The sequence below is a fragment of the Nitrosopumilus sp. genome (genome assembly GCF_025699255.1).
Lineage (GTDB): Archaea > Thermoproteota > Nitrososphaeria > Nitrososphaerales > Nitrosopumilaceae > Nitrosopumilus.
Map to the genome: position 1 here is coordinate 18106 of NZ_JAILWA010000013.1, position 25187 is coordinate 43292.

The window sequence follows — 25187 nt, forward strand, 5'->3', positions numbered from 1 at the left end:
TTGCAGGCTCACGCATAACCGTTCTGCCAGAGTACCGTTTTAAAAAACACAAAATGAATAATTAAACTCTTTAGATTAGAATTTGCTAAATGGCTTTGATGCCAATTTTACATCTTCACCTTTTACAGTTTTTCTACTTGCATGTGATGCCATATCTACTGCACTTTTAGCAATATTATTTGCAATTTCTTCTATAATTCTCCTTAATTCATCCGCTGATTCATCACTAACTCTTTCTGCCCCTGCTTTTTTTAAAATCCTATACATTGCAGATAATCCTAGTTCAGATGATTTCATGATTTTTAATTTAGTTTTTTCCGAAAAAAGATAACGAGTGAAAAAATATCACTAAGGAATCGATTTATACAGACTATTTTAAGAATTGATAAAGAAATGTCTTGGTATGTAGATTCTCATATACATTTGTCAGATCCAGCATATGCCTCAGATATGGAATTTATCTTAAATCAAATGCAGTTTTTAAAACTGAAAGCATGTTGTGTTTCAATGAATTATAAAAATTCATTACAAACTTTAGAACTTGCAGAAAAAAGTGATCTTGTATTACCTTTTATTGGAATTCATCCAGAATATGCTAATCAAGATATTGAAAAAACATCCAAATTAATTGAGGATAATCACATACAAATTTCTGGAATAGGTGAGATTGGATTAGATCCAACATATGTAAATGAAGAAAATGATAATAAAAAACAACATGAAGTTTTTAAAACATTATTGTCATATGCAGAAAAATTTAACAAACCTGTTTCAATTCATTCCAGAAAAAGCCTTGATGAAATTTTTCAAATAATGACTTCCTATAATACAAAACATGCTTTGTTACACTGGTTTGATGGAAGTAAAAAACAACTTGCTAAAGCTATGGATATGGGGTTTTTTGTGTCATATGGACCTGTAATGATTTATGCAAATGACAAACAAACATTGTTGTCAAAAACTGATGAATCTAGAATTCTTGTTGAGACTGATGGGCCCGTTAGATTTTCAAGATGTTTTGAAATGAAATCTGGTCAAATCAGTTTTATTCCCAGTGTTATTTTTTGTGCTTCAAAAATTCTTGGTAAATCCTTTGATGAAATGACATTACTTTTAGAAAAGAATTCAAACTCATATTTGGGAATATAGGTATAAAATACCCCTATCCTTTACACGTTCAGTGGATAGAATAAAACGACTTTCATATGAAGTTCTAGATGGACACAAGTCTAAATTCGGAGAAGATTTCGCTGATAATAAAAAAGCCTTAGATCAAATTTCAATTGTACGATCAAAAGGATTGAAAAATGAGATTGCAGGATATATTACAAAATTCATCAAAAAAGAAATTCGTGAAGAAAAAGCAAAGCAGGCTAGAATTCAAGCATCTAAATCTGAACAACAAATTCAAGAACCCTCTGAAGTTGAGATAACTGAAGAAACAACCACTGAAGAAATTCCTGATGCTATTATTGATGCATCCTCTGAAACAGAATCTTCTGAAACAAAAGAAGAAAAAACTGAATAATTAATAAAATATTGTTTTGAGATTTTAAATTAGTTAGAAATGTTTACTGTAAAGTTTGTAGGTGGAGCAAAAAAATCATTCCCAATGGAGCGTTTAAACATTGACAAATCTGAAATAACAATCCAAGAATTAATTATATTACTTGTAGATCTTAAGCCTAAAGATACTCCTACTCTTGATACTGAAAATGTTTTAATTGCAATTAATGGTGCTGATTCATCTGCAATGAGTGGTAAATCCACAAAAATCAAAGATAATGATATTGTAAGTATAATTCCTATAATTCATGGTGGGGCATTAAATAGACTCACTTTTGAATTTTCAAAAAAACAAATTCAAGCCATAGAAATTAAAGACAAAACTTCAATCAATGTACAATTTCTAGATGAACTTCGAAAAAAATTCCCCAAACTTGTAATCCAGGCAATTTCAAGCGATTTTATCTTAAATCAATATCATTTTAAAAAAATTATTTCGTTATCAATTGAATCTCAAAAAAATAATGTGTTGCTTTCAAATAAACTAGAGACTGACATTCTCATGAGATTTGCTTTAAATACACAAATTTCTAATGCGATAAAAAATGTAGGAATTAAATCCAACAAAAGTTTTGTTCTAGTTGCAATTGGAAACAAAAAAAATTTAAATTCATTATATGTTGAACTAAAACCATTTACTGTAAATTTATTCTTAAAAAATAATGAATTGTATCTTAGAAAATATTTTAAAATTACAAAAAAACATTTTTTTTCAACCTATTCAAAAAATCCATTGGCCGATATTTTAATAGAAAAAGCATCTGTATTATTCTGATATACTTCTTTTAGTTTTTTCTGTACTGAGTATATCTGATTTTTTAAGAATGGAAATTCCTGTTTTATTCCCTAAAATTTCAATTAAAAGAACTTTATCTGGAAATTCTAGTGATACTTTACTTTTAATTTTATTTGCTATCTTTGTAATGATCTCTTTACTAGACAAGTCTGAGTTTCTTTTCTCAATTGAAATTCTATATGTTTCTTCTTTTGTAATTTGATTTGACATTTCTTCAACATTTTTGTCAATTTCATCTATTTTTGATTCAATCACTTTCTGAATTGGAATAATTCTTTTGCAATATCTTATACTCCATGGTTCATCAAGAAGCATTTCTTTGATTTTCCTTACTACTTCTATCGGATCTAATATTGTTTCTGCAGTTAAGATCCCAGACATACTTGTAATTGTAACTTTGATATTCGAATCTCCTAATTCCCCTAAAATATCCTTTAATTCATCTTCTGTTTCTGGCTCTAGATGTCTTGGGCAAGTAATTATGAGATTCATGTTTGTAAAATTTCTTCTTTGTTTAAAGAACCTTCGCGGATAATTTTGACTTCGCTATTATCAATTTCAACTATTGTTGATTCTCCTTTGCTATGAATAATTCCACCATCGACAAAAATATCATAATCATATAATTCCCTAATGCACTTTTCTGGATCTGTACTTGATTGATTTCCAGATATATTTGCACTTGTACCTACAAGAAAATCACATTTTTTCAATAACTCTAATGTACATTTATGATTAGGAACTCTAATAGCAATTTTATTTTCTAAATTTAATGATTGTTTGATTTTTTCATCAGTAACTTTTAAAATTAAAGTAAGAGGACCTGGCCAAAACTTTTTAGCTATTTTTCTAGAAAATTTATCTAAATAAACAATTTTTTCTGCTGTTTCTAATGAATATGTTAAAACTGGAACTGATTTTGAAATGTTTCTAGATTTGATTTCATAGATTTTCTTAACTGCTTCTATGTTGTATGGGTTACAACCTATACCATAAACAGTATCTGTTGGATATACTATAATTCCTCCTCTTTTAATTATCTGTGAAGCTTTTTCAATCCCTTCATCATTACATGATACTTTTAACACTTTTCATCACTCTTTCTTTTTAATTATAATTTACATTAGAATAAGTTTTTAACACTTCATTCTTTAATTTGGAAAGTATGTCATCAGCTGATTATGAAGATACTGATTTTGAAGATGATTTTGATGATAATTTAGATGAATTTGATGATTCGAGTGATTAAATACTCAATCCAAAATTATCTGCAAAATTTGTGAATGTGTAATATGCTTGTAAAAATTCTCTACCTGGCTGACTTATTTTATACTTGTTTGAACCTTGACTATCAACTTTCTCTAAAAGACCTTGTGAAACTAAAGTTTTCAAAATTGCTGAAATTCTTGAATGAGAAATATTTGCTTTTCTAATAAGATAAGTAACTGATGCCCCATCTTCATCTTGAAGATCATCCCTAGTCGTTGCTAGAATATCTCCAATAATTTTCATATGTGTTCTATATTCAGCCATTTCTCTATACTTGTTTGCTGTAATTTCTATGAGAGGACACTGATATTTTGCAATATACTAAAAAGATAAAAGAATTTGACAAATTTTTTATTTGTAGAATTTTTGAGCCTGAGACAAAATTATTCTAAACCCTCATCAAATTTTATCTTAGTTAGAGGTACCTTGCTGACTGGAATGAACAATGCTATCAATCCCCCAATTTTGATAATCATAGATACTGGATATAGGATTGATTCTGGAAACACAAAAGAATACCATCCTAAAAATTCCCCCAATGCCAAAAATCCCAATCCTATAGATACTGATATTGCTCCTTTGTTACGATTTTCAAAATATGATAACATGGTTTCAATTGCACCATATGCTAACAAAATAAATGAAACAGATCTGAAAATATGTTCTAATTGAACTGAGGAAACTAAGAATAAAGGAAAGATTCCAACTGATCTGAAATAACTAGATTTAGGAAAAAATGATTTAATACTATGTGAAAATGCAATAAAAAAATATCCTACAGTTTGAACTACGATTCCCAAAGTTTGAATCCATCTTTCTATATTTCCTGCTTTTGTTACAAAATCTTCTACCATGTATCCTGTCCATATGATAAAAAAACCTACACTGATTGAAAAAAATGCAATAGTTAATCGGAATAATGTTGGGCTTCCGGTATTTCTAAATCCAATATATGACATAATTCCAATTGCAAGTCCTATCAAAAACCCTACCAAATTAAGAATATTTTCTAACAAAAAATCCAATGATTAATAGAAATATCTTAAACTAATTATTTTAATCTGATGAATGATTACACTCTTTTGTTAATCCCATTCATCTAACGAACCTGAAGAATGCCCTTCAGTACTACCCGCATAATCTCCTAAAATATCTGAATATTTCGATTCGTTATGTGCCACAAATTTTACATATTCTCCATAACTCATATCTAAATCACAAGAATCACATTTTACAACAGAATAATCCATTGCCAATTCTGCATTTTCTTTACACTTTGGGCATTTTATCTTCATGTTCAAATAGGACTCTGATAATTATTATTGTTTTATGTTCAAAAAAAGATAAAAGGAGTTTATTATTCTTAATTTTTATGAGTCGTACATGTACCAAATGTAAGAATTCTATTCCTGATAGTGAAGAACTTGGAGTGGTTGCAGCAAAATATCCCACATGTAACAAATGTTGGGCTGAATGGAAAGAATATCAAATCATGGTAATGAATGAAATGAAATTAGACATGTCTATGCTAGATCATAGGAAATTATTGAAGAAACATGAAAAAATCTTTGTCGGCGTATTGTCTCCTGAAGGAGAAGTAATTGATTATACGAATGAAGACAACAGAAAGCCAGATGAGCCTCAAGGTGCTTAGAATTTTAAGTGTTTTTTAGCATTTTCTGGAATAACAATCATTATTCGTTTTTTAGCATTTTCATCTAAATTACTGATAATTTTTTTAATTGTATTTGCAAGAATTTCCCTTTCGCTTTCTTCTAATGTCAAAAATATTTCTAAAATTCCATCTATGTTGAAAGTAATTAGCTTTTGTGGTGATCTTGCAACTTCATTAATGTACGCTGAAAACAACCCTTCTCTTTGTTCTTCTGATAATGTTGTTAAAATTTTAAGCCAAGTTTTAAAAAGCTTTGAAAAATTAGGAAATGGAATTGTAGGACCTGCTTCTAAAGCATTATTTATCACCTCCATTTTTTCAGGTTCTGATAATGAAAAGAATTCTACCATCCTTTTTTTCAAAATAGGATTTCTAAGAAAATCAGGTAAATTGGCTAAATTAATGATAATGTTTCCTGCAAAGTTTTCACCAACCATCGATCTAAACAAATCGGAGTTGAATATAAAATCATGTTAAAACACTTTAGCTTAAATAAACGAATTAGAGCTTGTAGAATATGACATCAACTGTTGTTGTTGGCGGTTTTTTTGGAGATGAAGGTAAAGGAAAAATCATCTCTTATTTGGCAATAAAAGATAATCCCAAAATTATTGTACGTGGAGGAGCTGGCCCTAATGCAGGTCATACAATTCGAGATGGAGATAAAGTATACAAAGTTAGAATGCTTCCAAGTGGATTTTTAAATAAAAATGCTAAAGTAATGATTGGACCTGGAGTTGTAATTAATCCTGATGTATTAAACAAAGAAATTCAAGATTTTGATGTATCTGGGCGTTCATTCATAGACAAACATTGTGGAATCATTGAAGAAACTCATCTTAACAGAGATTCTAAAGGTGAACTAAAAGAAAAAATTGGTAGTACTGGCTCAGGCACTGGTCCAGCTAATGCTGACCGTGCCATGAGAGTCTTAAAACTTGCAAAAGATTTTGATTCTTTATCTTCATTAATAGTAGATGTTCCTTTGGAAGTAAACTCTGCACTTTCTGCCAATGAAAATGTCTTGGTGGAAGGCACCCAAGGAACTTTTCTTTCATTGTGGCATGGAACATACCCATTTGTTACTTCAAAAGATGTTACTGCCTCAGGAATATGTGCAGATGTTGGATTAGGTCCTACTAAAGTAGATGAAGTAATTGTTGTCTTCAAATCGTATGTTACACGTGTGGGTACTGGTCCTCTTGACAAAGAACTTTCTCTTGAGGATGCTGAAAAAAAAGGCTGGTCTGAATTTGGTACCGTAACTGGTAGACAAAGAAGAGCAGCAGATTTTGATTTTGATTTAGCTAGGCGTGCAATTATGCTCAATGGTGCAACACAAATCTCTATAACAAAATTAGATGTTCTCTTTACAGATTGCGCAGGAAAAACTTCTTACGATGAACTGTCTGAAGATGCAAAAACATTCATTACAAATATTGAAAAAGAATTAAACACGCCTGTAACAATTATTGGAACTGGTCCTGCTGTCAATGATGTCATTGACAGAAGAAACTAGGCTCCAATATTTTGGATAAGTTTAATTTGATAATCAACAGCTAATTCCTGTGGACAAGTTACAAACTACTGATAAATTACCACGTTACATTCAAGTTCATTCAATGTTAGAATTTACTAGGCTCGTTTGTGCATTAGAACGTGCTCCACGTGTATCTTTCTTACATGATTACGATGGAAAAAAAATTTTATCTGTACAAATGGATGTTTTAAAAGAAAAACCTATTGTCTATTATACAGATCTTGAAAATAATGGTCATTATCTTTGCTATGGACTAAAAGGAGGAAAAGAAGAATCTGAAATTGTAGATACCACTTCAGATGCAAGTAAACTCTATTCTCCTATTGTTAGAATCAAATCTTTACCCAAAACATTACAGCCTGGAAATGGAACTCTTGATAGATATCAACCAATTCAATTAGAAGACATGTCAAGTTTGGCAAAACTCACATGGGGAATTGAAGAAATTCCTTTTCCTTTATTCTTATTCCCTCACAATGATAAATGGCTAATTGGAGTATTCATGAATTTTAATGATGAAGGAACTTCATATTTTTGTCATGTAGTATTAGATTCTGATCCGAGAAAACCTTTCTTAAAATTTTCTACTGTAACTAGTTCTCAACCTACATTTGTAGAAAATCCTTCAGAACATGGATATTCTTATATCAAAATAATAAAATTGAAAGACACTCATCCTCTAGTAGATTATGGCCACCTTCAAAACTAGAATTTCTCAAATATCCAAAACTAATGGCAAAGTCATTCTTGCTAATGACTATGATCTTTCTGTCAAAAATATAGAATTAAAAACAATTCAAAACATAAAGCAACTACATCCATATCTATGTGCAATTAAACTAAATTTCCATTTATTACTTCCATTAAGTCAAAGAGAAATTCAAAAAATCAATAAAACTGCTCATAGGTATGGTTTGCAAACAATTGCAGATATCAAATTAAATGATATTGGAAATACAAATAGAGTAACTACAGAACATTTGTGGAAGTTAGGATTTGACGCTGTTATTGCAAATCCAATAATGGGTTTGGATAGTCTAAAAAATCTAGTAAAATCTGCACATAAAAATGAGAAAGGTGTTATCACTTTATGTCATATGAGTGCCCCTGAGGCTAAATTATCATATGATATGGAAATTAAAATGGGTAAAAAACAACAGCTGTATCAATTATTTTTGAATTGGGCACTAACAGCAAAAGTTGATGGCATTGTTGTAGGTGCAACATTCCCAAAAATTATTCAATATTGTTCTAAAAAAGCAGGAAAAAATTTGAGTATTTATTCCCCTGGTGTTGGAACTCAAGGAGGTAGTGCCTCTGAGGTAATTTCTGCTGGAACAAATTATCTAATTGTTGGTAGAACCATTTTAAATTCTAAAAATCCAATTGAGACTGCCAAAGAATTACAGTTACAAAGTTTTAGAAAGTAACATTTGAGCTTTTGTCAAAACTGTTTTTGCATTATCAAATGTTGTTTTCTCCATTGCTGTACTATAATCCATCCATGTGTAATCTAGATGTTCATGTGAAATTTTAACATCTTTTGTTTTTGTTTCAGCTAGGAAAAATACTACTTTTTTATGAACTAATTCTCCTTGATATTGAAAATTATATTCTATCCATTCTTCAAAATTATCTAAAAACGTAATGTCTGTAATACCTGTTTCCTCTTGTGTTTCTCTAACTGCAGTTTGTTTAATTGATTCTCCTTTTTCCATTTTCCCTTTAACAAAATCCCAATGCCCTGATGGATAATGTAATAACAAAAATAATTTTTTAGATTCTTCTTTTCTAAATATTACAATTCCTGCAGATGTTTCTTCAATCATTTACCTAATCTTCTCTTCCTTTCTTGGTATGTTCTAATTGCCCTCATTAAATCTATTTTTCTAAATTCAGGCCAAAAAATATCCATAAAAACTAATTCACTGTAAGCACTTTGCCACATCAAAAATCCACTTAATCTTTTTTCTCCGGAAGTACGCAAAACCATGTCTGGAGATGATTGTGGTAAATGTGATGTGTATAAGTTAGATTCTATTTCTTTCTTATCAATATCTTCAACATCTAAAGAACCTTCTTTGATTTTTCCTCCAATTTTTTTTACTGCATCTACTAATTCATTTTGTCCTCCATATGCAAGTGCTATATTTAGAAAATGATTGTCATAGTCTTTTGTTGCATCATCCAATTGTCTCAAAATTTCTTTAATGGATTCTGGAAGTAATTCAATTCTGCCTATTCCCTTTACTCTCATTTTGTTTCTATGGATTCTAGGATCATTGAATAATTTTTCTAATCTCATACGAATTAATTCGTATAGATATTCTAATTCTTCATCATCTCTACTAAGATTTTCTGCTGAGAGAGCATATAGGGTGATAATCTTAATATCAAATTCTTCACACCAATCTAGCAGATTTTCAACAGCATCTGCTCCTTTCCAATGACCTTTTTTTGGCATTGATAGGTGTCTTTTTGCCCATCTCCTGTTGCCGTCTAAAATTAAAGCAACGTGATTTGGAATATCTCCATTTTGAATTTCACTTTCTAGTCTTTTTCCATATATTTTATAGAGTCCAGATAATTGAAAAATTACATCTTTAATTTTACTAATGATTTGTCACCACTGATACGTTATGCACAATTGTAGATATCAGTGTTTTTAGAATTTTGATTCTATTATTCTATTTTCAAAGACTTTAGTCTGAAATCATCTCTTGATCTTTATGTTTCCTATATTTTTTGAACAGAATTGTGGCTGAAACTAAGGTAGCCGCTAATCCTCCTAGAAGCGGAGGAATTAAGGTAAATGAAGGATCATCATTTATCATAATTTCAGTAAATTGGAAAACTGTTGGATAAAGTGCACCTAATACAATTATTCTCAAAATGTCGCTAATTTGTCTTGGAATTCCTCCAATCCAATTACTTAGTAATGTTCCAGCAAATATGGAACCCATACCAATCCATAAAATTGGAATTGCCCCTGAGACAAATTGTCCTACAATTACTTTGTCTGTAATTATTGTGGTGAATTGTGTATCTGAATTAAACAATTCTTGATCAACTGCACTAACACCAGCTGGAACTGATGACAATATTAGTAATACTCCTGCAACCATTGTGAACATTCTGATAAACCCCATCGGTGTTGGTTTTGACCAACTTGACCATACTCTATCAATATCAAATGCTCTGATTAAAAATGCACCACCCAAAATACTTACAAGTACTGCAAATATTTCTGCAGTATAACCAAATACTGTGGCAACTCCTCCTATTAACAAAAGAATTCCGGGAACTCCTAAAAAGAATTTGGAATATTTTGAATCATATGCAAGCATTTTTAGATATTTTCCAAACACTGCATAAGAATATTCTACACTTCTACTAACTTTCATTACTACACGTTGAACTGAAACTACTGGAAGAACATTTTGAATTACGGGAATAACACTTTCATCGTCTTCTCCATCTGAAACAATGACTGCACCATTTGCAGAAAATTTTTCTAAAATTTTTCTGGTTTCTGCTAGAATTTTTTCATCTGCTTGAACGCCTCTATCTTTAACCCCTGCAACAGTAACTACTTCTACTTGGTACCCTTTACTTATCAAATCTTCATATGTTTTAATTGCCGCAAAAATTGAATTTGAATCTGCATCTTCAGGATCCTCTAATGCTAATCTTTGAGCTGCCTCAATACATGCATCTCTACCTATAACGGGTGTTTTTATTCCTGCTTTGTCTCCAACATCATTATCTCTATCAATACAGATAACTAGCAATTTATTGGCTGTAGATGCATTCACATCTTTTTCAATCTTATCTGTGCGTTGAGACATCTAGATTTTTTACACAAAATTGCTTTTTAACGATTTCCAACAAATATGAATAGTAAAATTCGGTTTTGAGGCTAGCCTGGTCTGGACTGATCAGAAATTCTAACATATTTTGCAGATTCAGATTTTAAAGATTCAATTTTTTCTATAATTTTATCCATTTCTTCTTCAGTGTTTCCATTTTCAATCATGTTGGCCAAGACCTTTGTCTCAACTATATATGCATTAAATGACTTCATAGCCTCCATGTAATTGATGTAGCTTGTTTGCCATTCTTCTGATGGTTTTGAAGTAATGAATTCACTAATTTGAGTAGTTACTTGTGATGACGTTACTTCTGTCACAGCAATGTATTCTTGTGGAGAAATTTCTCCTGTTTTTAGATTTTCATACTCCAGATCTATTGATTCTTCTAAAACTTCATGGATACTTTTTACACCATCCAAATAATTTTCATAATCTGACACAACAAATGTTGTTTCAACATCCTGAGGAATAATCCATAACAAGAAACTTGCACCCGTAATTGCAGCCAAAATTATGGCAGTAACTGCCACTCCTTTTTTTGATGCCATTCTGTAGAGTGTGATTAAGGAGTTTATAATTGATAATATATCATTATCTTGAATTACTGAACAATTATTGAGAAAAAATTAATTTTTTATAGACTTGTTCATGATTTTTTAAAAAATACTTGATTTCTTTACAATTTTTTCAAAAATCTCTTTTTTGATGCCTGAAAAAATTTACGCACATCTAGCCTATAGTGAAATAATTTTCACAGCCTCTGCCTAAATACCACCAAGTTTGACAAATTTCATAATGGTTCAAGCATATTGCGTAAAATGCAGAGCAAAAAGGGACATTAAAGATCCCAAAGAAACTACACTAAAGAATGGACGTCCTGCCGTAAAAGGTACATGTCCAACATGTGGTACTAACGTCTTCCGTATTGGTAAGATGGAATAACCTCAAACAAGGTCCACACGATTTCTCTTTTTCAAAACCCATATAGGGTCTACCATGCACTATTTTTTAGTGACTAAAACAGAATATGAAAATTTACTAAAACGTATTCAAGATAAGCTAGGTGATACTGATAAAGAATCTCAAACTAGATTTGAACTCCCTATAGTAGATGTAATGTGGGAAGGACAAAAGACCTTTTTACGAAATTTCTCAGAATTTCCCAAAGTTTTACGTAGAGATCCTGATAAAGTTTTACAGTATCTTTCAAAAGAGTTTGCTGTACCTGCAGAGAGGCTAGGAGATAAAGCAATGTTTGTTGGACGTAGAGCTCCAGATGATTTTACTAGATTATTTGAAATTTATGTTAAAGACTATCTTGAATGTCCAACTTGCAAAAGTCCAGACACAAAAATTCTCAAAGAAAATAGAATATCATTTTTAATTTGTGAAGCTTGTGGTGCAAAATCTACTTTGAAAGGTAAATATGCGTAATGCAATTCGCGATACGAACTACTAACTATCAAAACCAACCAATGCTGAATATTTGTGATGCAGAAATTTTGGGGAAAAAAATTATTGAAGGTGAATTGACTATGCATATTAGTGAGAATTATTATGGCGAAAGATTTGTTGAAAAAGAAGAAGCTGAATCTTTATTGAAAAATTCCTCAATAATTAACATGGCTGGAAAAGAAACTGTATCTTTATCTCTAAAACTTGGAATAGGTTCTGAACTTGCTGTTAAAACAGTTTCTGATGTTCCTTTTTTGATCATTTTTAATATGTAATTAGATTGATTTGACATCAAAAATTTTTTTGTTTTTAATAGAAATCTCTTTTATCTAGTAACGACCTTTTCTATTCAATGACTGACATTCTAAGCAAAAAATTAGAATCTAAGATAGATAATAAATTAATTTCTAAACGAAATCGAAAACATTTGGAAGATGGTTTTAAAAAAGGAAAAGTTGTCAATGAAGTTTTAGATAAACCAACTGTTATGACATTATACAAAATGATTACAGATCATATTATTGCATATGTCAATGGTTCTATTAGTGCTGGAAAAGAGTCGGTTCTTTTTTGGGGTGTGGATGAAAATGATGGTAATGTTGCTTTGAAAATTTATTTGGTAAGTACTTCAAATTTTAAAAAAAGGGAACCATACATTCTTGGAGACCCTAGATTTTCTCATGTCAAGAAAGGTACAAAGAATTTAGTTTATCTCTGGGCAAAAAAAGAATTTAAAAATTTGATTCAATGCTATGAGGCTGGAATTCCAGTTCCTAGACCTCTACATGTGACTAATAATGTTCTAGCCATGGAATTTATAGGAAATGATGGCAAACCTGCCAAATTATTACTTAATTCACAAGTGGATGAAAATGACTATTCTCAAGCTATTTCTATACTCAAGGATCTTTACAAGAAAGCAAAATTAGTACATGGTGATTTTTCAGAATATAATATTTTTAAAACTGAAAATGGTTTAGTAGTTTTTGATTTGGGTTCTGGTGTTGATCTTAGACATCCAAATGCTCAAGAATTTCTTAAACGAGATATTAATAACATTGGACGATTCTTCAATAAAAGAGGGATTTCTATTGAAGATTCAGATGAAATATTTGAGGATATTGTAAAATGAGCTTTGAAAAATTAATTCGTATTCCAAATGATCGTATTGCTGTTTTAATTGGAAAATCAGGTTCTGTTAAATCAAAAATTGAAACTGCTTGTTTTGTTACATTAGATATTGACGGAGATACTGGTGAAGTTTTTATAAAATCTGATGGTGATGTTGAAAAAATACAACCCTTTAAAGCTATGGAGATTGTTACAGCTATTGGTAGAGGATTCTCACCTGATAATGCAATGACTTTACTAAAAGGTGAGAATGCATTACATGTAATAGATCTTAGAGAATTTGCAGGAAAATCAAATGCAAATGTTGAAAGGATAAAAGGGAGGATTATTGGAGAAGGTGGTAGAGCAAGGCGAAATATGGAAAATCTTAGTGGTACTCATATCTCAGTTTATGGAAAAACTGTTTCAATTATTGGTGATGCAAGTAAACTTCGTTTAGCAGTTGATGCTATTTCATCTATATCTAGCGGAAGTATGCATGGTGCTGTTTATACAAAATTAGAAGCAGCAAATAGAAAAGAAAAACAAGAAAAAATGAAGCTGTGGGAAGATCAAGATGTCTTCTATTAAAGAAAAATTTAATCAAATTTCTCCTAGTGAGTTTTTTTATAGTAACCGTGATTTAGCCGGATTCAGTAATCCAACAAGATCTCTTTACACAGCTGTTAGAGAATTTGTTGAAAATGCATTAGATGCATGTGACCAAAAAGGGATTCTTCCTGATGTTCATCTGACAATAAAGGCAGTTGAGCCTGAAAAACCAGATCCTAAGCCTTACATTTTGACTGTAAAGGATAATGGACCTGGAATAGATGCAGAACATATTCCACTTGCTTTTGGAACTGTCCTATATGGTTCAAAATTTGGATTAAAGCAAGCAAGGGGGATGTTTGGACTAGGAGCAACAATGGCTATTCTTTATGGACAAATTACAACTAACAAACCAGTAATTGTAAAAAGCTGTTCAGATGGTGCAATCCAAAATCAGTTTGAAATATTGTTAGATATTCAAAAAAATAAACCAGTAATTGTTAAACATACAACAAAAGAAGTTTCAAAAAAAGGATTATCTGTCAGTATTTGTTTAGAAGGCGATTATTCAAAAGCAGGTAATAAAATTCGTGATTATGTTTATGAAACTTCTTTGATTACTCCTTATGCTTCAATCACTTTTGATGATCCTAAAGGACAAAAATTCACTCACACAAGATTTGTAAAAGAAATTCCACCTCCACCAACAATTATTCGACCACATCCTCATGGCATTGATGTAGAACGAATAAGAAGAATGATTGTTGAATCACAGTTTGAGATTCCTGTTATTGATGATGCAATGATTGAAAAAGTAAGAAAAGATTTGGGATTGTCAAAGAAAAATCTAAGTTTTACAGCAATAATGGATAAAGCAAAGAAAAAATGGAAAACTCTTTCACGGCAAGTTAGAGTAGTAATTGCATTAATGTCGTTTCTAAAAATGGATTTTGAAAAACTAAATAAAATAAAAATTGAAGATCTTGACATCCCAAACAAAAAATTGTTCTATTGGGATTTTGGAGATTCTCAATCAAAAGCAGTTGATTTGGATCCTGAAAGTCAATATTACAAGCAACTTACTAACACTGTTCAGGGAGAACCATTAACTACATTTTTGACTAAAAGATTTCAACGTATAGGACCAACAACTGCGGTAAAATTTGCAGAATTTGCAAAATTCAAACCAGAAAAACGAATGGGTACTCTAACAAACCAAGAACTAGTTCAACTAAGTGATTCTCTTCAAAAATTTGATGACTTTATGGCACCTGATTCAAGTTGTTTGGCTCCTTTAGGTGAAGAGCCACTTGAAAAAGGAATCAAGAAATTCTTTAATCCTGATTTTACTGCTGTAGTTCAACGTCCACCTTCAGCATATTCTGGATTTCCATTCATTGTTGAGATGGGCATTGCTTATGGTGGTGATATCAAATCAGGAGGACCTCATGTTTATCGATATGCCAATAGAATTCCATTACTATATGATGAAGGAAGTGATGTAGTTCTCAAAGTAGTAAACGACACTGATTGGGGAAGATACAAGGTAAAAGGTGATCCTCCATTCATTATAGTATCTCATATCTGTTCCACCAGAATACCATACAAAACCGCTGGAAAAGAAAATGTTGCTGATAGACAAGAAATAGAGAGAGAATTAAGATTAGCATTACAATTTTTGTCAAGAAAATTGGCAGCATACATGTCAAAAAGAGGACAAGCAGATATGGCAAAAAAGAGGGCTAATCTTTATGCCAAATACATTCCATTAATTGCAGAGTTTTGTACAGAACTTGCTGGTAAGAAAAAAGCACCTAATTACCAGAAAATACTAGATGAAAATGCAGTTGATAATACGGTTAAACCTAAAAAAGATGAAAAGGAGGAAAGCGTAATTGGCAACAACTAAAGAGAAAAACAAAATAAAAGAACGTGGTAAAAAAGCTGATGAAAAACAAAAGAATATTCTTGAGATGTTAAAAAGTCATGGTGCAAAAATTTATGATGATTTAGATAATGGCCAATTTCCAAAATTTTCAATCCCCAGCAGATCTGTAAGCAATATCGTTTATGATAAGAAACTTAGGCAGTATATTTTAGGAAATAATGCAGCTGTAAGAAGTTCAAGAAATTCTGCACAGTTAAGATCTTTTACTCAATTAATGTGGTTAGCATTTTTTGCAAATAGACTAACTCATGAAAAAAAATCCTCCACATTAAGAGATGTCTATTATTCTTCACAAGCATTCGCAATTGAATTTGAAGATCAATCTGAATCTGATAACATCATAGTTGATTTAGAAGCAGTAACTTCAAAACCTAGAGAAGATTTTCATATTTTTCCAGAAGAGAGAAGTTCAATTTTTGGTGACTTGAATATTGAATATACTATTCCAGGTTACGAAGGCAAAAGTATGAATTTATCAAACCATCCTGATGGATATTCGATTGGACCTAGTTTGACTACTGCAGAATTAGTTGATACCAGTGCGGAAATTGTAATTGCTATTGAGAAAGGTGGTCTTTTTACTAGGTTTGTTGAAGAACAGATTGATAAAAAATTCAAATCCATTATTATCAATACTGGTGGACAAGCACCACGTTCAACTCGTACTTTGTTAAAGAGACTGCATGATGAAATGGGATTACCTGTAATTGTTTTGACAGATGGAGATGTGTATGGAGAACATATTGCCATGGTAATTAAATCAGGTTCTGCAAATGCTGCTCATCTTAGAGAACTTACCGTTCCAGATGCAAAATGGGTAGGTGTATGGGCTACTGATATTGAAAAATACAAATTGCCAACTATTCCAATGACTGAATCTGATATCAAGAGATGTTATGATCTTCAAAAGGATCCGAGATATCAAGATGGAATTTGGAAAAAGGAACTTGATGTATTTCTTCGATTAAAACGAAAAGCAGAACTTGAAGCTTTCTCAAAATACGGTTTGACCAATATTACTGATAAATATCTGCCACAAAAATTAGAATTAGCGAAAAGCCTCTAGTTATTTTATTCTTAAAGTTAATACTCCGTTTCTATATTTGAAATCAAATATTTGCATTTCATTAACTCCTTCTATTGGAACTTCTTTTGAAAATCCACCGGTACCCCTAATGTATAAGATACCGTCTACTAATCTAACTGCAATTTTATCTTCTGGTCCTGGTACTTCTGCAACAAATACAAATTCACCTTCGCCTTTGATTAAATCATAAACCCAATTCTTTGTTTCTTGTTCTCTAGTTTGTGCATATACTGGTTTTTTATCTTTGGCCATTTTTTTCAAAACTTTGACCCAATAAAACATTGTAAGAGCTGCTGCCCCAATTAGAATAAAACTGACAAAACCTGAATCTGCCCTTTGTGTCATTATGTAGATTATTCCTAAAAATAAAATAACAATTATGGGGATTACAAAATTTAATGACTGATCATTTGAATATGCTCCTTTGTAACTTGCCAAACAGTCAAAATTGAGTTCTGCCAAATATAAAGTATCTTTGGTTTTTATTACCATTTTTGAAATTTTATCTATTGTCCGATGATAATCAAACAAAACTTTCGATAGGCGAAATTGTACTCAAAGGAACCATAATTGCTGTTATAATTACAATTCCTTCTATCAGTGGATTTGTTATTACTTGGATTATATCTGATAATTTGATTCATGCAGTAGTTATAGGCGGAATTATTCATTTCATTACTATGGGATTTTCTTTAAAGATATCCAAAAAAATCCTTGTTAAAAAATAACATCATAGAACATATTTTATGTAATAATGATTTATTTCAAAAATAATGTCTCTTACGGCAATTGAAAACGATCTTGTGTCTGAAATACATCTAAACTCAATTCAAGCTAGGGTCTATTTGGCAGTTACATGTTTTGGAAAAATGTCTCCAGAACAAATTGCTGAAAAATTGAATATTTCTATTAATGATGCCAAAAAAGCATCAAACGAACTGATGGCTTTAGGTGCTTTTATTGATATTACTGTCACTGAATTTGAAGCAATGCATCCTAGATTTACAGCCGTTAACATGTACAGAAGGATGTGTGAGAGAGAAAATATTGAATTTAAACGAAACAAAATTGTTGATAATATTGGTGTGATTTTAGAAAAACTATATGATGATGCAAGAACTAAATAATGCTAATACTTGGTGAACAACATTGGTCATAGATACTGAAACCTGTAAACATCAACCAGTCTATTTTGGAGTAGTAAATATCAATATTGATGAAAGAACTATTGGTTCTGTTGATGTTTGGAGATGCGGTGTTTGTAAGAAAAGATTCTGTGAAGAAAAACAACTTGGAATTGAAGAACTTGCTGATTTGGTTGGGATGCCAAAAATTGATCCGGATGCAAAATGGGGTGTTAGTGTATGTAAATTACAACAAGGCAAGTACAAATGGAAATTAGTAAAATTAAAAGAAAATGGAGAAATTAAACATGAATGTTTAGATGAAAAAGTAATTCCTTTAAAAGTGAATGATTTTAAAATTGAAGATGATAAACATTGGAGTTTCTTAATTGATGACAATGTTAACAAGGCTGTAGAAATTTAATTCCTGAGATGGATCTTAACGTACACATAAACAACATTCATGGTAGTCAAATGGCTGCAAAGATCACTGGTAATTTTACACTAGATTCAAATGAATTTCGTTTTACTGCTATTGCTTTTGGTAGGATTGGAGGTCAAAATATAGGAGCAAAACTCTCACAAACAACGGAAAAAGAACTTCAAAAATTGGGATATGATGTTGAAGAAGTCATACTTGCTTTACAAAGAAATCTTTTACAAGGTGATTTGACTTTACCCGAAGGCCTCAAAAAAGAGTCATTTGTTGATGATTAGAATTCTGCTTCTTCTAATGCTTTTGCACATGCACAACTTCTTGTTTTAGGAATTTTATCAATTAACTCCGTTAGAATTTTTTTTGTTTTTTCAACATTTTTTGAAAGTGTTTCAATCACTTCTTTTGCTGTGACTGGTTTTTCTGCCCATACATCATAATCTGTAACTGTTGAAATTGAAGCATAACACATTTGAGCTTCTCTTGCTAACTGACATTCAGGAACTAGAGTCATTCCAATGATATCTGCACCTGTTGTTCTATAAAATTTGGATTCAGCTTTTGTTGAAAATCTAGGCCCTTCTATGCAGATATATGTACAATCTTTATGCATATTCAATTCTTGATTATCTGTAACTTTGAGAATTGATGATTGTAATTCTGGACAAAATGGCTCTGCAACTGAAATATGGATTACTCTACCATTATCTGAAAATGTTCCATCTCTTGATTTTGTAAAATCTATGAATTGACTTGGTAATGCAAAGTGACCAGGTTCAAATTCTTCTTTTAAACTTCCTACTGCTGAAGGAGCAATAATTCTAGTAATTCCTAATTCTTTGAATGCCCAAATGTTTGCTTTGAAATTTATCTTATGTGGTGGAATGGTATGTTTTTTTCCATGTCTTGGAAGAAAAGCAATTTTTCTTCCTTTAAAAATTCCCACAGTAATTGTATCTGAAGGTTTTCCATATGGAGTATCAATATCAATCTCTTCTGCATTTTCAAGTAATCCTGAATCATAAATTCCTGTTCCTCCAAAAATCCCTATTTCTACATCTTTTTCCATTAATATTTCACCAATGATTTACAATTGTATTTGCTAATTCCTTTCATTCCATTAAGATCCACTAGTTCAATGATGAATGCAAATCCTACAATTTCTCCTCCAATTTTTTCTATTAGTTTTGCAGAAGCTTTTGCTGTACCGCCAGTTGCAAGTAAATCGTCACAAATTAGGACTCTTTCTCCTTCTTTGATGATGTCTTTTTGTATTTCTATTGTATCTTTTCCATATTCTATAGTATATGATAATTTTGTAGTTTTTCCAGGTAGTTTTCCAGCTTTTCTAATCATTACCATTCCTTTATTGTATCTTGAAGCTAGAATGGAAGCTAGAATAAATCCTCTTGATTCAATCCCTGCAAACACATCTATATCTTTTGGATGAAAGTATTTTGAAAATTCATCTGCAACATACGATAATGCTGAAGGATCTTTCAATATTGGACTAAAGTCTCTAAATAAAATCCCTTTTTTCGGAAAATTTGGATAATCTGCTATCTTATCTTTTAAATTCATAATTTACACAAAATTAAGTGAAATAAAATTGTTTGAAATTATTGAATTTGGAAAGTTGATTCTGCTGTATTGAATGCATCTTCTACTCTTATAGTATATGTTCCTGGTTCCGTATCTTTTGGAATGATCCATGGTTGTTTAATTTCTCCTTGTGCAGATGCTGGAAATGAAAGTTTATCAATAATTTCATCATCTTCTGCAATAATTTCTATTGAAACTGTTTGTTGTCCTCCATGTACAATAATGTTCTTTGATTTTCCAACTCCTGGATAATTAGGCCCATCTTCAACTAAAACAACCATGCCTTCTGTTGAAGTTGCAAGAACTTCAATTTCTACATTGTCGAAGTTTGAACCACTTTTTGCCTTTATAGTCCACATTCCTGGGATTGCGTCTGAAGGAATTCTGAATGAATCTTCGGATATTTTCCCATTCTTATTGGAAAACGTTTCTCTAACTTTGACTTCTTCTCCATTAGGATCAATCAAAGTTAATGTTAAGAGAACATTTGATCCTGTATCTCCTAATACTAATATCGAATCTCCAGGATGATAATCTAATTTTGTGGTATTGATTTGAATTTCTCCAGACCCAATTTGTAGTCCTACTGTGAACGTCTCTGTGCTTTGTGCATTGCCCTTACTAACTACTGCATTATACACTCCAGATGAAAATCCAGACAAGTCTATAGAGTGTGAACCTCGTCCATCTGGCTGCAATTGTATTGAAACTGCCTCTCCTTTTGGTTTGTCTGATGGATCAATGATTAATAAATTGATAATTTCTGAACCTTTTCCTGAAATTGAAATCACAGCTGTTTCACTTGATTTGTAATTAAGCTTATCAAATTCTATGTTAACTGGGATTGATGGTAATTGTCCTAAACCTGCATAAGTGAATTCTTTTTCTTTTTCTTGAGTTGCAATCAATGTGTATGTTCCCTCTGGAGTATTTTGTGTAGTTGAAAATTCAAATTCAACTTTGCCTGTGTCGTCAATTTGAATAATATCTGAAATTACTTCTTTTCCTAAAGGATCTTCTAATATGATCTCAATTGACTTGTTTGGTATTGCTGTTCCATTAAATTTCATTTTCTCTCCCGGTTCAAATTTTAAATTAATGGGAGTAATGATGATTTTTTTATCTGATGATATTTCCCAAGTACCTGTAATACTCTGCTTCCCATCTGAAATAGTTCCAATATATTTTCCAAATGGCCTATCTAGTGGAACTAAAAGTGGTTCTAATTTCCAGTTTCCTTTACTGTCTGTTTCTGTTGTTCTAGTTCTAATAATTTCTCCGTCTGGTGCTTCGATTTCTATCTTAATCCCACTACCAGGATCTGCAGTTCCAGAAATCTCTAAAAAGTCTCCTCTGTGAATTTCATCTGGAAGTCCTTTAATTGTTAGTGGAATATTTTCTGAATCTGCTATTCTGTTTTCTCCTTCTCCTATTCTGATACTGAGTTTCTTTTCTTGTCCTTCTTTGTCTTTTATCTTAAAATCTACTCTCTTTGCTTCTTGATCTTTAGGAATTTTCATTGTTGTCATAAAGTGACCATTATTATCAGTTGTAAAACTACCAAGTTTTTTTGTGTCAATGTAGAAATCATATTCTTGTGAGGATGCAAAATTATCTCCTGTGATTCTAATTGATGAACCTACATTTGGTTTTTCAGGAATTATTCTAAAAACAGCATCTTCTTTCATACTTTGATTAGTGTTATCTGCACTCTGTTTTGGTTCTGAATTTTTAATAATTGCCGGTAATCCTTTAGCAATTGTTAACCCTGTGTCTATCTGTGTATTTTTGTTGTCTAGTGCTTTCCAATTTATTCCTGGGTTGGATTTATCAGTTTTTACTCCAAACTTAACTGATTCTCCGGGTTTGATTGATTCTGATGATGTAAATATAATCACTCCTTGAGAATTTTTCTCACCAGTCCAACCTTTTTCTGTTTTAAATGATTTAAAATTAAAATCTCCACCTAACCAAATTCTTAATGTATTAACTTCTTCATCTGAATTGTTTTTTAATTCAATTATTGATGTTTCTTCTAATGCAATACTTGAAACTGAAATTTCCTCAGCATAAACATTTGATGTAAATGAAATTAATGCAATGGAAAACAAGAATGCAACTGAAAGGAAAATTCCTCTAGTCGAGGATTTATTCATATGATTCAAACTCAATATCTCTCACTTAAACCTTAAAGAATTTTCTCCATTTTTCTATTTCTTAGTTTAGTGTTTTTCATGAGCAAACTTCTTAAATCTTAAGGCTTAGCCTTTTGGTATTTCTTTAAATCTGGCTTTGTTCCTAAATTTTGATATTGTCTGATTCTTTCAGCTATTAGTCTGTATAATGATCTAAACTGATCTTTTGTTTTGTCTGATAGAAAACTTGTTTCTTCTAAAGTTATTTTCTCACAGATATATCTGGTAATTTCTTCATTGTCAAACTCATTCCAATCGTCATCTCTATGTTCCTGCCAAATTTTTCGTAATTTTTGGAGTATCCCATTACCTTCTTTTGGTATTACATCTTCAGGTGTCAGATTTGTAAAACCTTCTTGTCTTAATTTGATTTCATAAGTTTGGTTGACTGGGTGCAAATAATCTTCTAATGCGATATAATCCTCAATTGATTCCAGTTTTTTACCTTCTCTTTCAAAGAAAATTGTCTGAATTGGTGAGAATTCATTTGACACAAGTTGAGCAGAGATTTGTTTGGATTCTTCAGAATTATCTAACAAAACAAATGTTCTGTATCCATGATTTCTATAAAATATAGCTAAAGGTAATACTGAATTTTTACTATATGCTGCAATTACATTTAGAGGATTCATGGAAATGTTTGGATCTTGTAAGAATTTATCAAATGCATTAAGATACATGGCATCAGACATTGTTTCAACAATGATAATTGGTCTAGAATTTGTGCCTATTTCTCTATCAACAATTGATTCTACTTGACCCCTACAAAGTCCGTACAAAATCGGTGTCAATGTTTTATCATCCGCATTCCAGTAATCATAAAATATTCTACTCAGATGTTTTCTTTTATCTAATTCAACTACAAGTAAGTTGCCTGGTGTATAATCAAATATCATAAATGGTGAATGTGTTGCATACAAAACTTGATTTGATCCTGCTAAATTTTTCAATAAATCTGAAATGCCCATCTGTTGAGTTGGATGAAGATTTCTTGCAGGTTCATCTAAAAGTAAAATAGCTTCTTTCAATTCTGCTCTTTGAGTTTCAGCTGCAAAATTAACAATAAATGAAAATGTCCATTTGAAACCTTCTGCTCTTCTATTCAACAGTCCTGTATTGGTAATGGTTCCATCCTTGTGAACATCTGATATTACTACGCTCATGATATTTCCAGGATTGTATCTCAAGTCAACATGAATGGGATCTCCTTTCCATGCTGGGTTTAATTTCTTTGTTAATCTATTACTTGCAGCATTGAGTAGTTTGATACATTTTGAAGGGCTTTCTTTTACTTCATCTAATTCTCTCATGTCTAATTCTGCTAAATAGAATAGATTTCTGACTGTTTCTGCTTTGTCAAATTCCTCAATAAACTCAATTGAGTCTGCCCGTTCACCCTTCTCTTCTCTTAGGTATTCATTGAGATTGATATTGCCATAGATTTTTTTATAATCTGAAAAATATACAAATCTAGGATGCAAATCTGATGCAATAAAATTCATCAATGCCGTTTTTTCACTTTCACCACTTAGTAAATTTGAAAATTGATTTTCAGGACTCTCATAGATTTTTTCCCACTCTTCAATTACTTTGGGTTCTTGTATTGCTATGACGTGAAATTGATTACTAAATTCTGCCATTCCTCTATCAAATGCTTCTTGATTTTTTGGAACATCCTCCTCAAAAAATTTTGTATCTATTTGAATTCGTAAATGGTTTGGAATAGTATCTAAAAATCCAAAAATTTGTCTAGAAAAGTTTTCCCATGAATTAATTCCTTTATTTTCATCTTCACTGAGTTCAATATCATCAAATTCGTATTGTACATTTGGATTTTCATTCGTTCTAAACAACCTGATTTTTTTAATTTCTGGCAATCCTGGAAATTTTTCTTTTATTAAACTCATTTCATGTTGACTGAGATCAAATTCGCCTTCAGCTAACCTCATCTCTTCTTTTAATTCCTCATTCATTTCATCACAAAGATCTAATTCTGAAACTTGTTCCTCTCTATTCAATAGAGTTAATGCTTGGAGAATTGTAGTTTTACCACTCTCGTTTCTACCTACAAAAGCTGCCAAATCTCCAACAGTAATTTCTCCAGAATCATGTATGCAACGATATGCTCTAACTCTGAATTTTCTAAGTCGCATCTAGCGATATTTAGTTGGCTACGATTTAACTCATTCGTCAAATTCATCTTGACTCTAGAACTTTTGCTAAATAGATATAAGGGAATTGAAGATTTTAAAACGAAATGGCTAGTAAGAGAGTCTTTGTAGTTTTTGTATTACCTATAATTTTCTCATTAATTATTGGGTCTGTAGTTTTAGGAGGTATTCTTCAAAAACCTGATAGAGAATTAAACATGTGGCCTATGTCCACTGAACATGGCATATCTCATAATTTAGCAATTGAAATAATTGGATTATCAAAACAATATTCTACAACTGAACCTGTTGAAATTCAGGTACAAGTAAATGATTCATCATTCAGCTGTGGGGATCTATACATCACAATTTATGCCTCTGGTAAAAATGAAGTAATTACTCAGGGGGGCTTTTTTGAACAATGTATGGCTTCTGGAAACAAGATAATTCCTGTTGATGAACAATTTTCTGAGACAATTAAGACTCCTGGTTCATATGAAATAGTCGTAGAAATGGTCTCAAAACAATTAAAGAATATCTCTACAAAAGGAACATTTACTGTTAAATAGGAATGAGATATTTGTTGATAGATAAGAAATTGAATTTAAAAAAGATGGTGATTTAATGGCAAAGAAAAAAGACTCTCTAATTGAAGAAGCAGAAAAAATTAAAGCTGATATTGATGCGTTAAAAAAGAAAAAGGACATTTTAGACTCTTCTCCTAAAAAGACAACAAAGAAAAAAACTGTAGATAAAAAGAAAACAGCAAAGAAAGCCGAAACTAAACCTGCAAAGAAAACAGCAAAGAAA

At 31.2% G+C, this 25187-nt stretch carries 35 protein-coding genes and 1 pseudogene; 20 read left to right on the forward strand and 16 right to left on the reverse strand.

Annotated elements, in window-relative coordinates; all coding sequences use genetic code 11:
• Positions 1-75: 75 nt before the first annotated feature.
• Positions 76-297 carry a histone gene (locus K5781_RS09295; RefSeq protein WP_297443320.1) on the reverse strand — a complete coding sequence of 74 codons (222 nt, stop codon included), beginning with the start codon at positions 295-297 and terminating at the stop codon, positions 76-78.
• Between the two features lie 96 nt (positions 298-393).
• Here K5781_RS09295 and K5781_RS09300 point away from each other — a divergent pair, with 96 nt between their 5' ends.
• From K5781_RS09300 to cgi121, 3 genes are read left to right on the forward strand one after another with little or no spacing between them, the layout of a single operon-like run.
• Positions 394-1149: a TatD family hydrolase gene (locus K5781_RS09300; RefSeq protein ID WP_297443322.1), complete on the forward strand. Its 756-nt coding sequence runs from the start codon at positions 394-396 to the stop codon at positions 1147-1149.
• Positions 1150-1180: 31 nt separating this feature from the next.
• Positions 1181-1528: a hypothetical protein gene (locus K5781_RS09305; protein ID WP_297443325.1), complete on the forward strand. Its 348-nt coding sequence runs from the start codon at positions 1181-1183 to the stop codon at positions 1526-1528.
• Positions 1529-1567: 39 nt separating this feature from the next.
• A complete protein-coding gene (gene cgi121, locus K5781_RS09310; protein ID WP_297443328.1) occupies positions 1568-2341 on the forward strand; it encodes a KEOPS complex subunit Cgi121 in 774 nt (257 codons plus the stop codon).
• Here cgi121 and K5781_RS09315 read toward each other — a convergent pair.
• From K5781_RS09315 to K5781_RS09335, 5 genes are all read right to left on the reverse strand, one after another.
• On the reverse strand, positions 2333-2854 hold the full coding sequence (locus K5781_RS09315; protein WP_297443331.1) for a THUMP domain-containing protein: 522 nt from the start codon (positions 2852-2854) through the stop codon (positions 2333-2335). The genes cgi121 and K5781_RS09315 overlap by 9 nt on opposite strands.
• Positions 2851-3450, reverse strand: a complete 600-nt coding sequence (locus K5781_RS09320) for an L-threonylcarbamoyladenylate synthase (RefSeq protein WP_297443334.1) — start codon at positions 3448-3450, stop codon at positions 2851-2853. The genes K5781_RS09315 and K5781_RS09320 overlap by 4 nt, the downstream gene beginning before the upstream one ends.
• Positions 3451-3607: 157 nt before the next feature.
• The gene (locus tag K5781_RS09325) at positions 3608-3895 is read right to left on the reverse strand and encodes a winged helix-turn-helix domain-containing protein (RefSeq protein ID WP_297443337.1); all 288 of its coding nucleotides are present in this window, start codon (positions 3893-3895) and stop codon (positions 3608-3610) included.
• Positions 3896-4014: 119 nt separating this feature from the next.
• Positions 4015-4656, reverse strand: a complete 642-nt coding sequence (locus K5781_RS09330; RefSeq protein ID WP_297443339.1) for a hypothetical protein — start codon at positions 4654-4656, stop codon at positions 4015-4017.
• A 60-nt stretch (positions 4657-4716) separates the two neighbouring features.
• On the reverse strand, positions 4717-4926 hold the full coding sequence (locus K5781_RS09335) for a hypothetical protein (RefSeq protein ID WP_297443342.1): 210 nt from the start codon (positions 4924-4926) through the stop codon (positions 4717-4719).
• 77 nt (positions 4927-5003) lie between these two features.
• On the opposite strand from K5781_RS09335, the gene K5781_RS09340 reads away from it, so the two are divergent.
• On the forward strand, positions 5004-5285 hold the full coding sequence (locus K5781_RS09340) for a Fe(2+)-trafficking protein (RefSeq protein WP_297443345.1): 282 nt from the start codon (positions 5004-5006) through the stop codon (positions 5283-5285).
• Here K5781_RS09340 and K5781_RS09345 read toward each other — a convergent pair.
• A complete protein-coding gene (locus K5781_RS09345; RefSeq protein ID WP_297443348.1) occupies positions 5282-5743 on the reverse strand; it encodes a hypothetical protein in 462 nt (153 codons plus the stop codon). The genes K5781_RS09340 and K5781_RS09345 overlap by 4 nt on opposite strands.
• 80 nt (positions 5744-5823) lie before the next feature.
• On the opposite strand from K5781_RS09345, the gene K5781_RS09350 reads away from it, so the two are divergent.
• The 3 genes from K5781_RS09350 to pyrF are packed head-to-tail and all read left to right on the forward strand — an operon-like array spanning position 5824 to position 8276.
• Positions 5824-6825: an adenylosuccinate synthetase gene (locus K5781_RS09350; RefSeq protein ID WP_297443351.1), complete on the forward strand. Its 1002-nt coding sequence runs from the start codon at positions 5824-5826 to the stop codon at positions 6823-6825.
• A gap of 49 nt (positions 6826-6874) precedes the next feature.
• On the forward strand, positions 6875-7555 hold the full coding sequence (locus K5781_RS09355) for a hypothetical protein (RefSeq protein WP_297443354.1): 681 nt from the start codon (positions 6875-6877) through the stop codon (positions 7553-7555).
• The gene (gene pyrF, locus K5781_RS09360) at positions 7536-8276 is read left to right on the forward strand and encodes an orotidine-5'-phosphate decarboxylase (RefSeq protein WP_297443357.1); all 741 of its coding nucleotides are present in this window, start codon (positions 7536-7538) and stop codon (positions 8274-8276) included. The genes K5781_RS09355 and pyrF overlap by 20 nt, the downstream gene beginning before the upstream one ends.
• Here pyrF and K5781_RS09365 read toward each other — a convergent pair.
• The 4 genes from K5781_RS09365 to K5781_RS09380 form a co-directional block, all read right to left on the reverse strand.
• Positions 8256-8675 (reverse strand): NUDIX domain-containing protein, encoded by a 420-nt coding sequence (locus tag K5781_RS09365; protein ID WP_297443360.1) that lies wholly within the window; start codon positions 8673-8675, stop codon positions 8256-8258. The two genes, pyrF and K5781_RS09365, sit on opposite strands and share 21 nt — an antisense overlap.
• A complete protein-coding gene (gene uppS, locus K5781_RS09370) occupies positions 8672-9415 on the reverse strand; it encodes a polyprenyl diphosphate synthase (RefSeq protein WP_366848245.1) in 744 nt (247 codons plus the stop codon). The genes K5781_RS09365 and uppS overlap by 4 nt, the downstream gene beginning before the upstream one ends.
• Before the next feature lie 133 nt (positions 9416-9548).
• The gene (locus K5781_RS09375; protein ID WP_297443363.1) at positions 9549-10694 is read right to left on the reverse strand and encodes a DUF373 family protein; all 1146 of its coding nucleotides are present in this window, start codon (positions 10692-10694) and stop codon (positions 9549-9551) included.
• Between the two features lie 71 nt (positions 10695-10765).
• On the reverse strand, positions 10766-11266 hold the full coding sequence (locus K5781_RS09380; protein WP_297443366.1) for a hypothetical protein: 501 nt from the start codon (positions 11264-11266) through the stop codon (positions 10766-10768).
• Between the two features lie 247 nt (positions 11267-11513).
• Between K5781_RS09380 and K5781_RS09385 the strand changes: the two genes are divergently transcribed.
• From K5781_RS09385 to K5781_RS09415, 7 genes are all read left to right on the forward strand, one after another.
• A complete protein-coding gene (locus tag K5781_RS09385; RefSeq protein WP_014965714.1) occupies positions 11514-11660 on the forward strand; it encodes a DUF5679 domain-containing protein in 147 nt (48 codons plus the stop codon).
• A 69-nt stretch (positions 11661-11729) separates the two neighbouring features.
• Positions 11730-12152 (forward strand): translation initiation factor IF-2 subunit beta, encoded by a 423-nt coding sequence (locus K5781_RS09390; protein ID WP_297443370.1) that lies wholly within the window; start codon positions 11730-11732, stop codon positions 12150-12152.
• On the forward strand, positions 12152-12448 hold the full coding sequence (locus tag K5781_RS09395; protein WP_297443373.1) for a DUF424 domain-containing protein: 297 nt from the start codon (positions 12152-12154) through the stop codon (positions 12446-12448). The genes K5781_RS09390 and K5781_RS09395 overlap by 1 nt, the downstream gene beginning before the upstream one ends.
• A 77-nt stretch (positions 12449-12525) precedes the next feature.
• On the forward strand, positions 12526-13305 hold the full coding sequence (locus K5781_RS09400) for a serine protein kinase RIO (RefSeq protein ID WP_297443375.1): 780 nt from the start codon (positions 12526-12528) through the stop codon (positions 13303-13305).
• Positions 13302-13874, forward strand: coding sequence for a pre-rRNA-processing protein PNO1 (locus K5781_RS09405; RefSeq protein ID WP_297443377.1), 573 nt, complete (start codon positions 13302-13304; stop codon positions 13872-13874). Before K5781_RS09400 ends, K5781_RS09405 begins: the two co-directional genes overlap by 4 nt.
• The gene (locus tag K5781_RS09410; protein ID WP_297443380.1) at positions 13861-15744 is read left to right on the forward strand and encodes a DNA topoisomerase VI subunit B; all 1884 of its coding nucleotides are present in this window, start codon (positions 13861-13863) and stop codon (positions 15742-15744) included. Before K5781_RS09405 ends, K5781_RS09410 begins: the two co-directional genes overlap by 14 nt.
• The gene (locus K5781_RS09415) at positions 15731-16849 is read left to right on the forward strand and encodes a DNA topoisomerase IV subunit A (protein WP_297443383.1); all 1119 of its coding nucleotides are present in this window, start codon (positions 15731-15733) and stop codon (positions 16847-16849) included. Before K5781_RS09410 ends, K5781_RS09415 begins: the two co-directional genes overlap by 14 nt.
• On the opposite strand, the gene K5781_RS09420 is transcribed toward K5781_RS09415, so the two are convergent.
• On the reverse strand, positions 16850-17362 hold the full coding sequence (locus tag K5781_RS09420; RefSeq protein WP_366848237.1) for an Hsp20/alpha crystallin family protein: 513 nt from the start codon (positions 17360-17362) through the stop codon (positions 16850-16852).
• Between the two features lie 17 nt (positions 17363-17379).
• Between K5781_RS09420 and K5781_RS09425 the strand changes: the two genes are divergently transcribed.
• Genes K5781_RS09425 through K5781_RS09440 form a run of 4 tightly spaced genes read left to right on the forward strand, consistent with a single transcriptional unit; the run spans position 17380 to position 18711 of the window.
• Positions 17380-17598: a hypothetical protein gene (locus K5781_RS09425; protein ID WP_297443389.1), complete on the forward strand. Its 219-nt coding sequence runs from the start codon at positions 17380-17382 to the stop codon at positions 17596-17598.
• A 45-nt stretch (positions 17599-17643) separates the two neighbouring features.
• Positions 17644-17997, forward strand: coding sequence for a hypothetical protein (locus K5781_RS09430; protein WP_297443392.1), 354 nt, complete (start codon positions 17644-17646; stop codon positions 17995-17997).
• Positions 17998-18019: 22 nt separating this feature from the next.
• Positions 18020-18418 carry a hypothetical protein gene (locus K5781_RS09435; RefSeq protein WP_297443395.1) on the forward strand — a complete coding sequence of 133 codons (399 nt, stop codon included), beginning with the start codon at positions 18020-18022 and terminating at the stop codon, positions 18416-18418.
• Positions 18419-18426: 8 nt separating this feature from the next.
• Positions 18427-18711, forward strand: a complete 285-nt coding sequence (locus K5781_RS09440; protein WP_366848239.1) for a hypothetical protein — start codon at positions 18427-18429, stop codon at positions 18709-18711.
• Here the strand turns inward: K5781_RS09440 and K5781_RS09445 are convergent.
• The 4 genes from K5781_RS09445 to K5781_RS09460 form a co-directional block, all read right to left on the reverse strand.
• The gene (locus K5781_RS09445; RefSeq protein ID WP_297443401.1) at positions 18708-19499 is read right to left on the reverse strand and encodes an S-methyl-5'-thioadenosine phosphorylase; all 792 of its coding nucleotides are present in this window, start codon (positions 19497-19499) and stop codon (positions 18708-18710) included. The genes K5781_RS09440 and K5781_RS09445 overlap by 4 nt on opposite strands.
• Positions 19499-20011: an adenine phosphoribosyltransferase gene (locus tag K5781_RS09450; RefSeq protein WP_297443403.1), complete on the reverse strand. Its 513-nt coding sequence runs from the start codon at positions 20009-20011 to the stop codon at positions 19499-19501. The genes K5781_RS09445 and K5781_RS09450 overlap by 1 nt, the downstream gene beginning before the upstream one ends.
• A gap of 38 nt (positions 20012-20049) precedes the next feature.
• The gene (locus K5781_RS09455) at positions 20050-22188 is read right to left on the reverse strand and encodes a biofilm-associated protein (RefSeq protein ID WP_297443405.1); all 2139 of its coding nucleotides are present in this window, start codon (positions 22186-22188) and stop codon (positions 20050-20052) included.
• A gap of 98 nt (positions 22189-22286) precedes the next feature.
• Positions 22287-24380 (reverse strand): AAA family ATPase, encoded by a 2094-nt coding sequence (locus K5781_RS09460; RefSeq protein WP_297443408.1) that lies wholly within the window; start codon positions 24378-24380, stop codon positions 22287-22289.
• Positions 24381-24484: 104 nt separating this feature from the next.
• Here K5781_RS09460 and K5781_RS09465 point away from each other — a divergent pair, with 104 nt between their 5' ends.
• A complete protein-coding gene (locus K5781_RS09465; protein WP_297443411.1) occupies positions 24485-24946 on the forward strand; it encodes a hypothetical protein in 462 nt (153 codons plus the stop codon).
• Positions 24947-25001: 55 nt separating this feature from the next.
• Positions 25002-25187, forward strand: a pseudogene (locus tag K5781_RS09470) (transcriptional regulator); the annotation flags it as partial.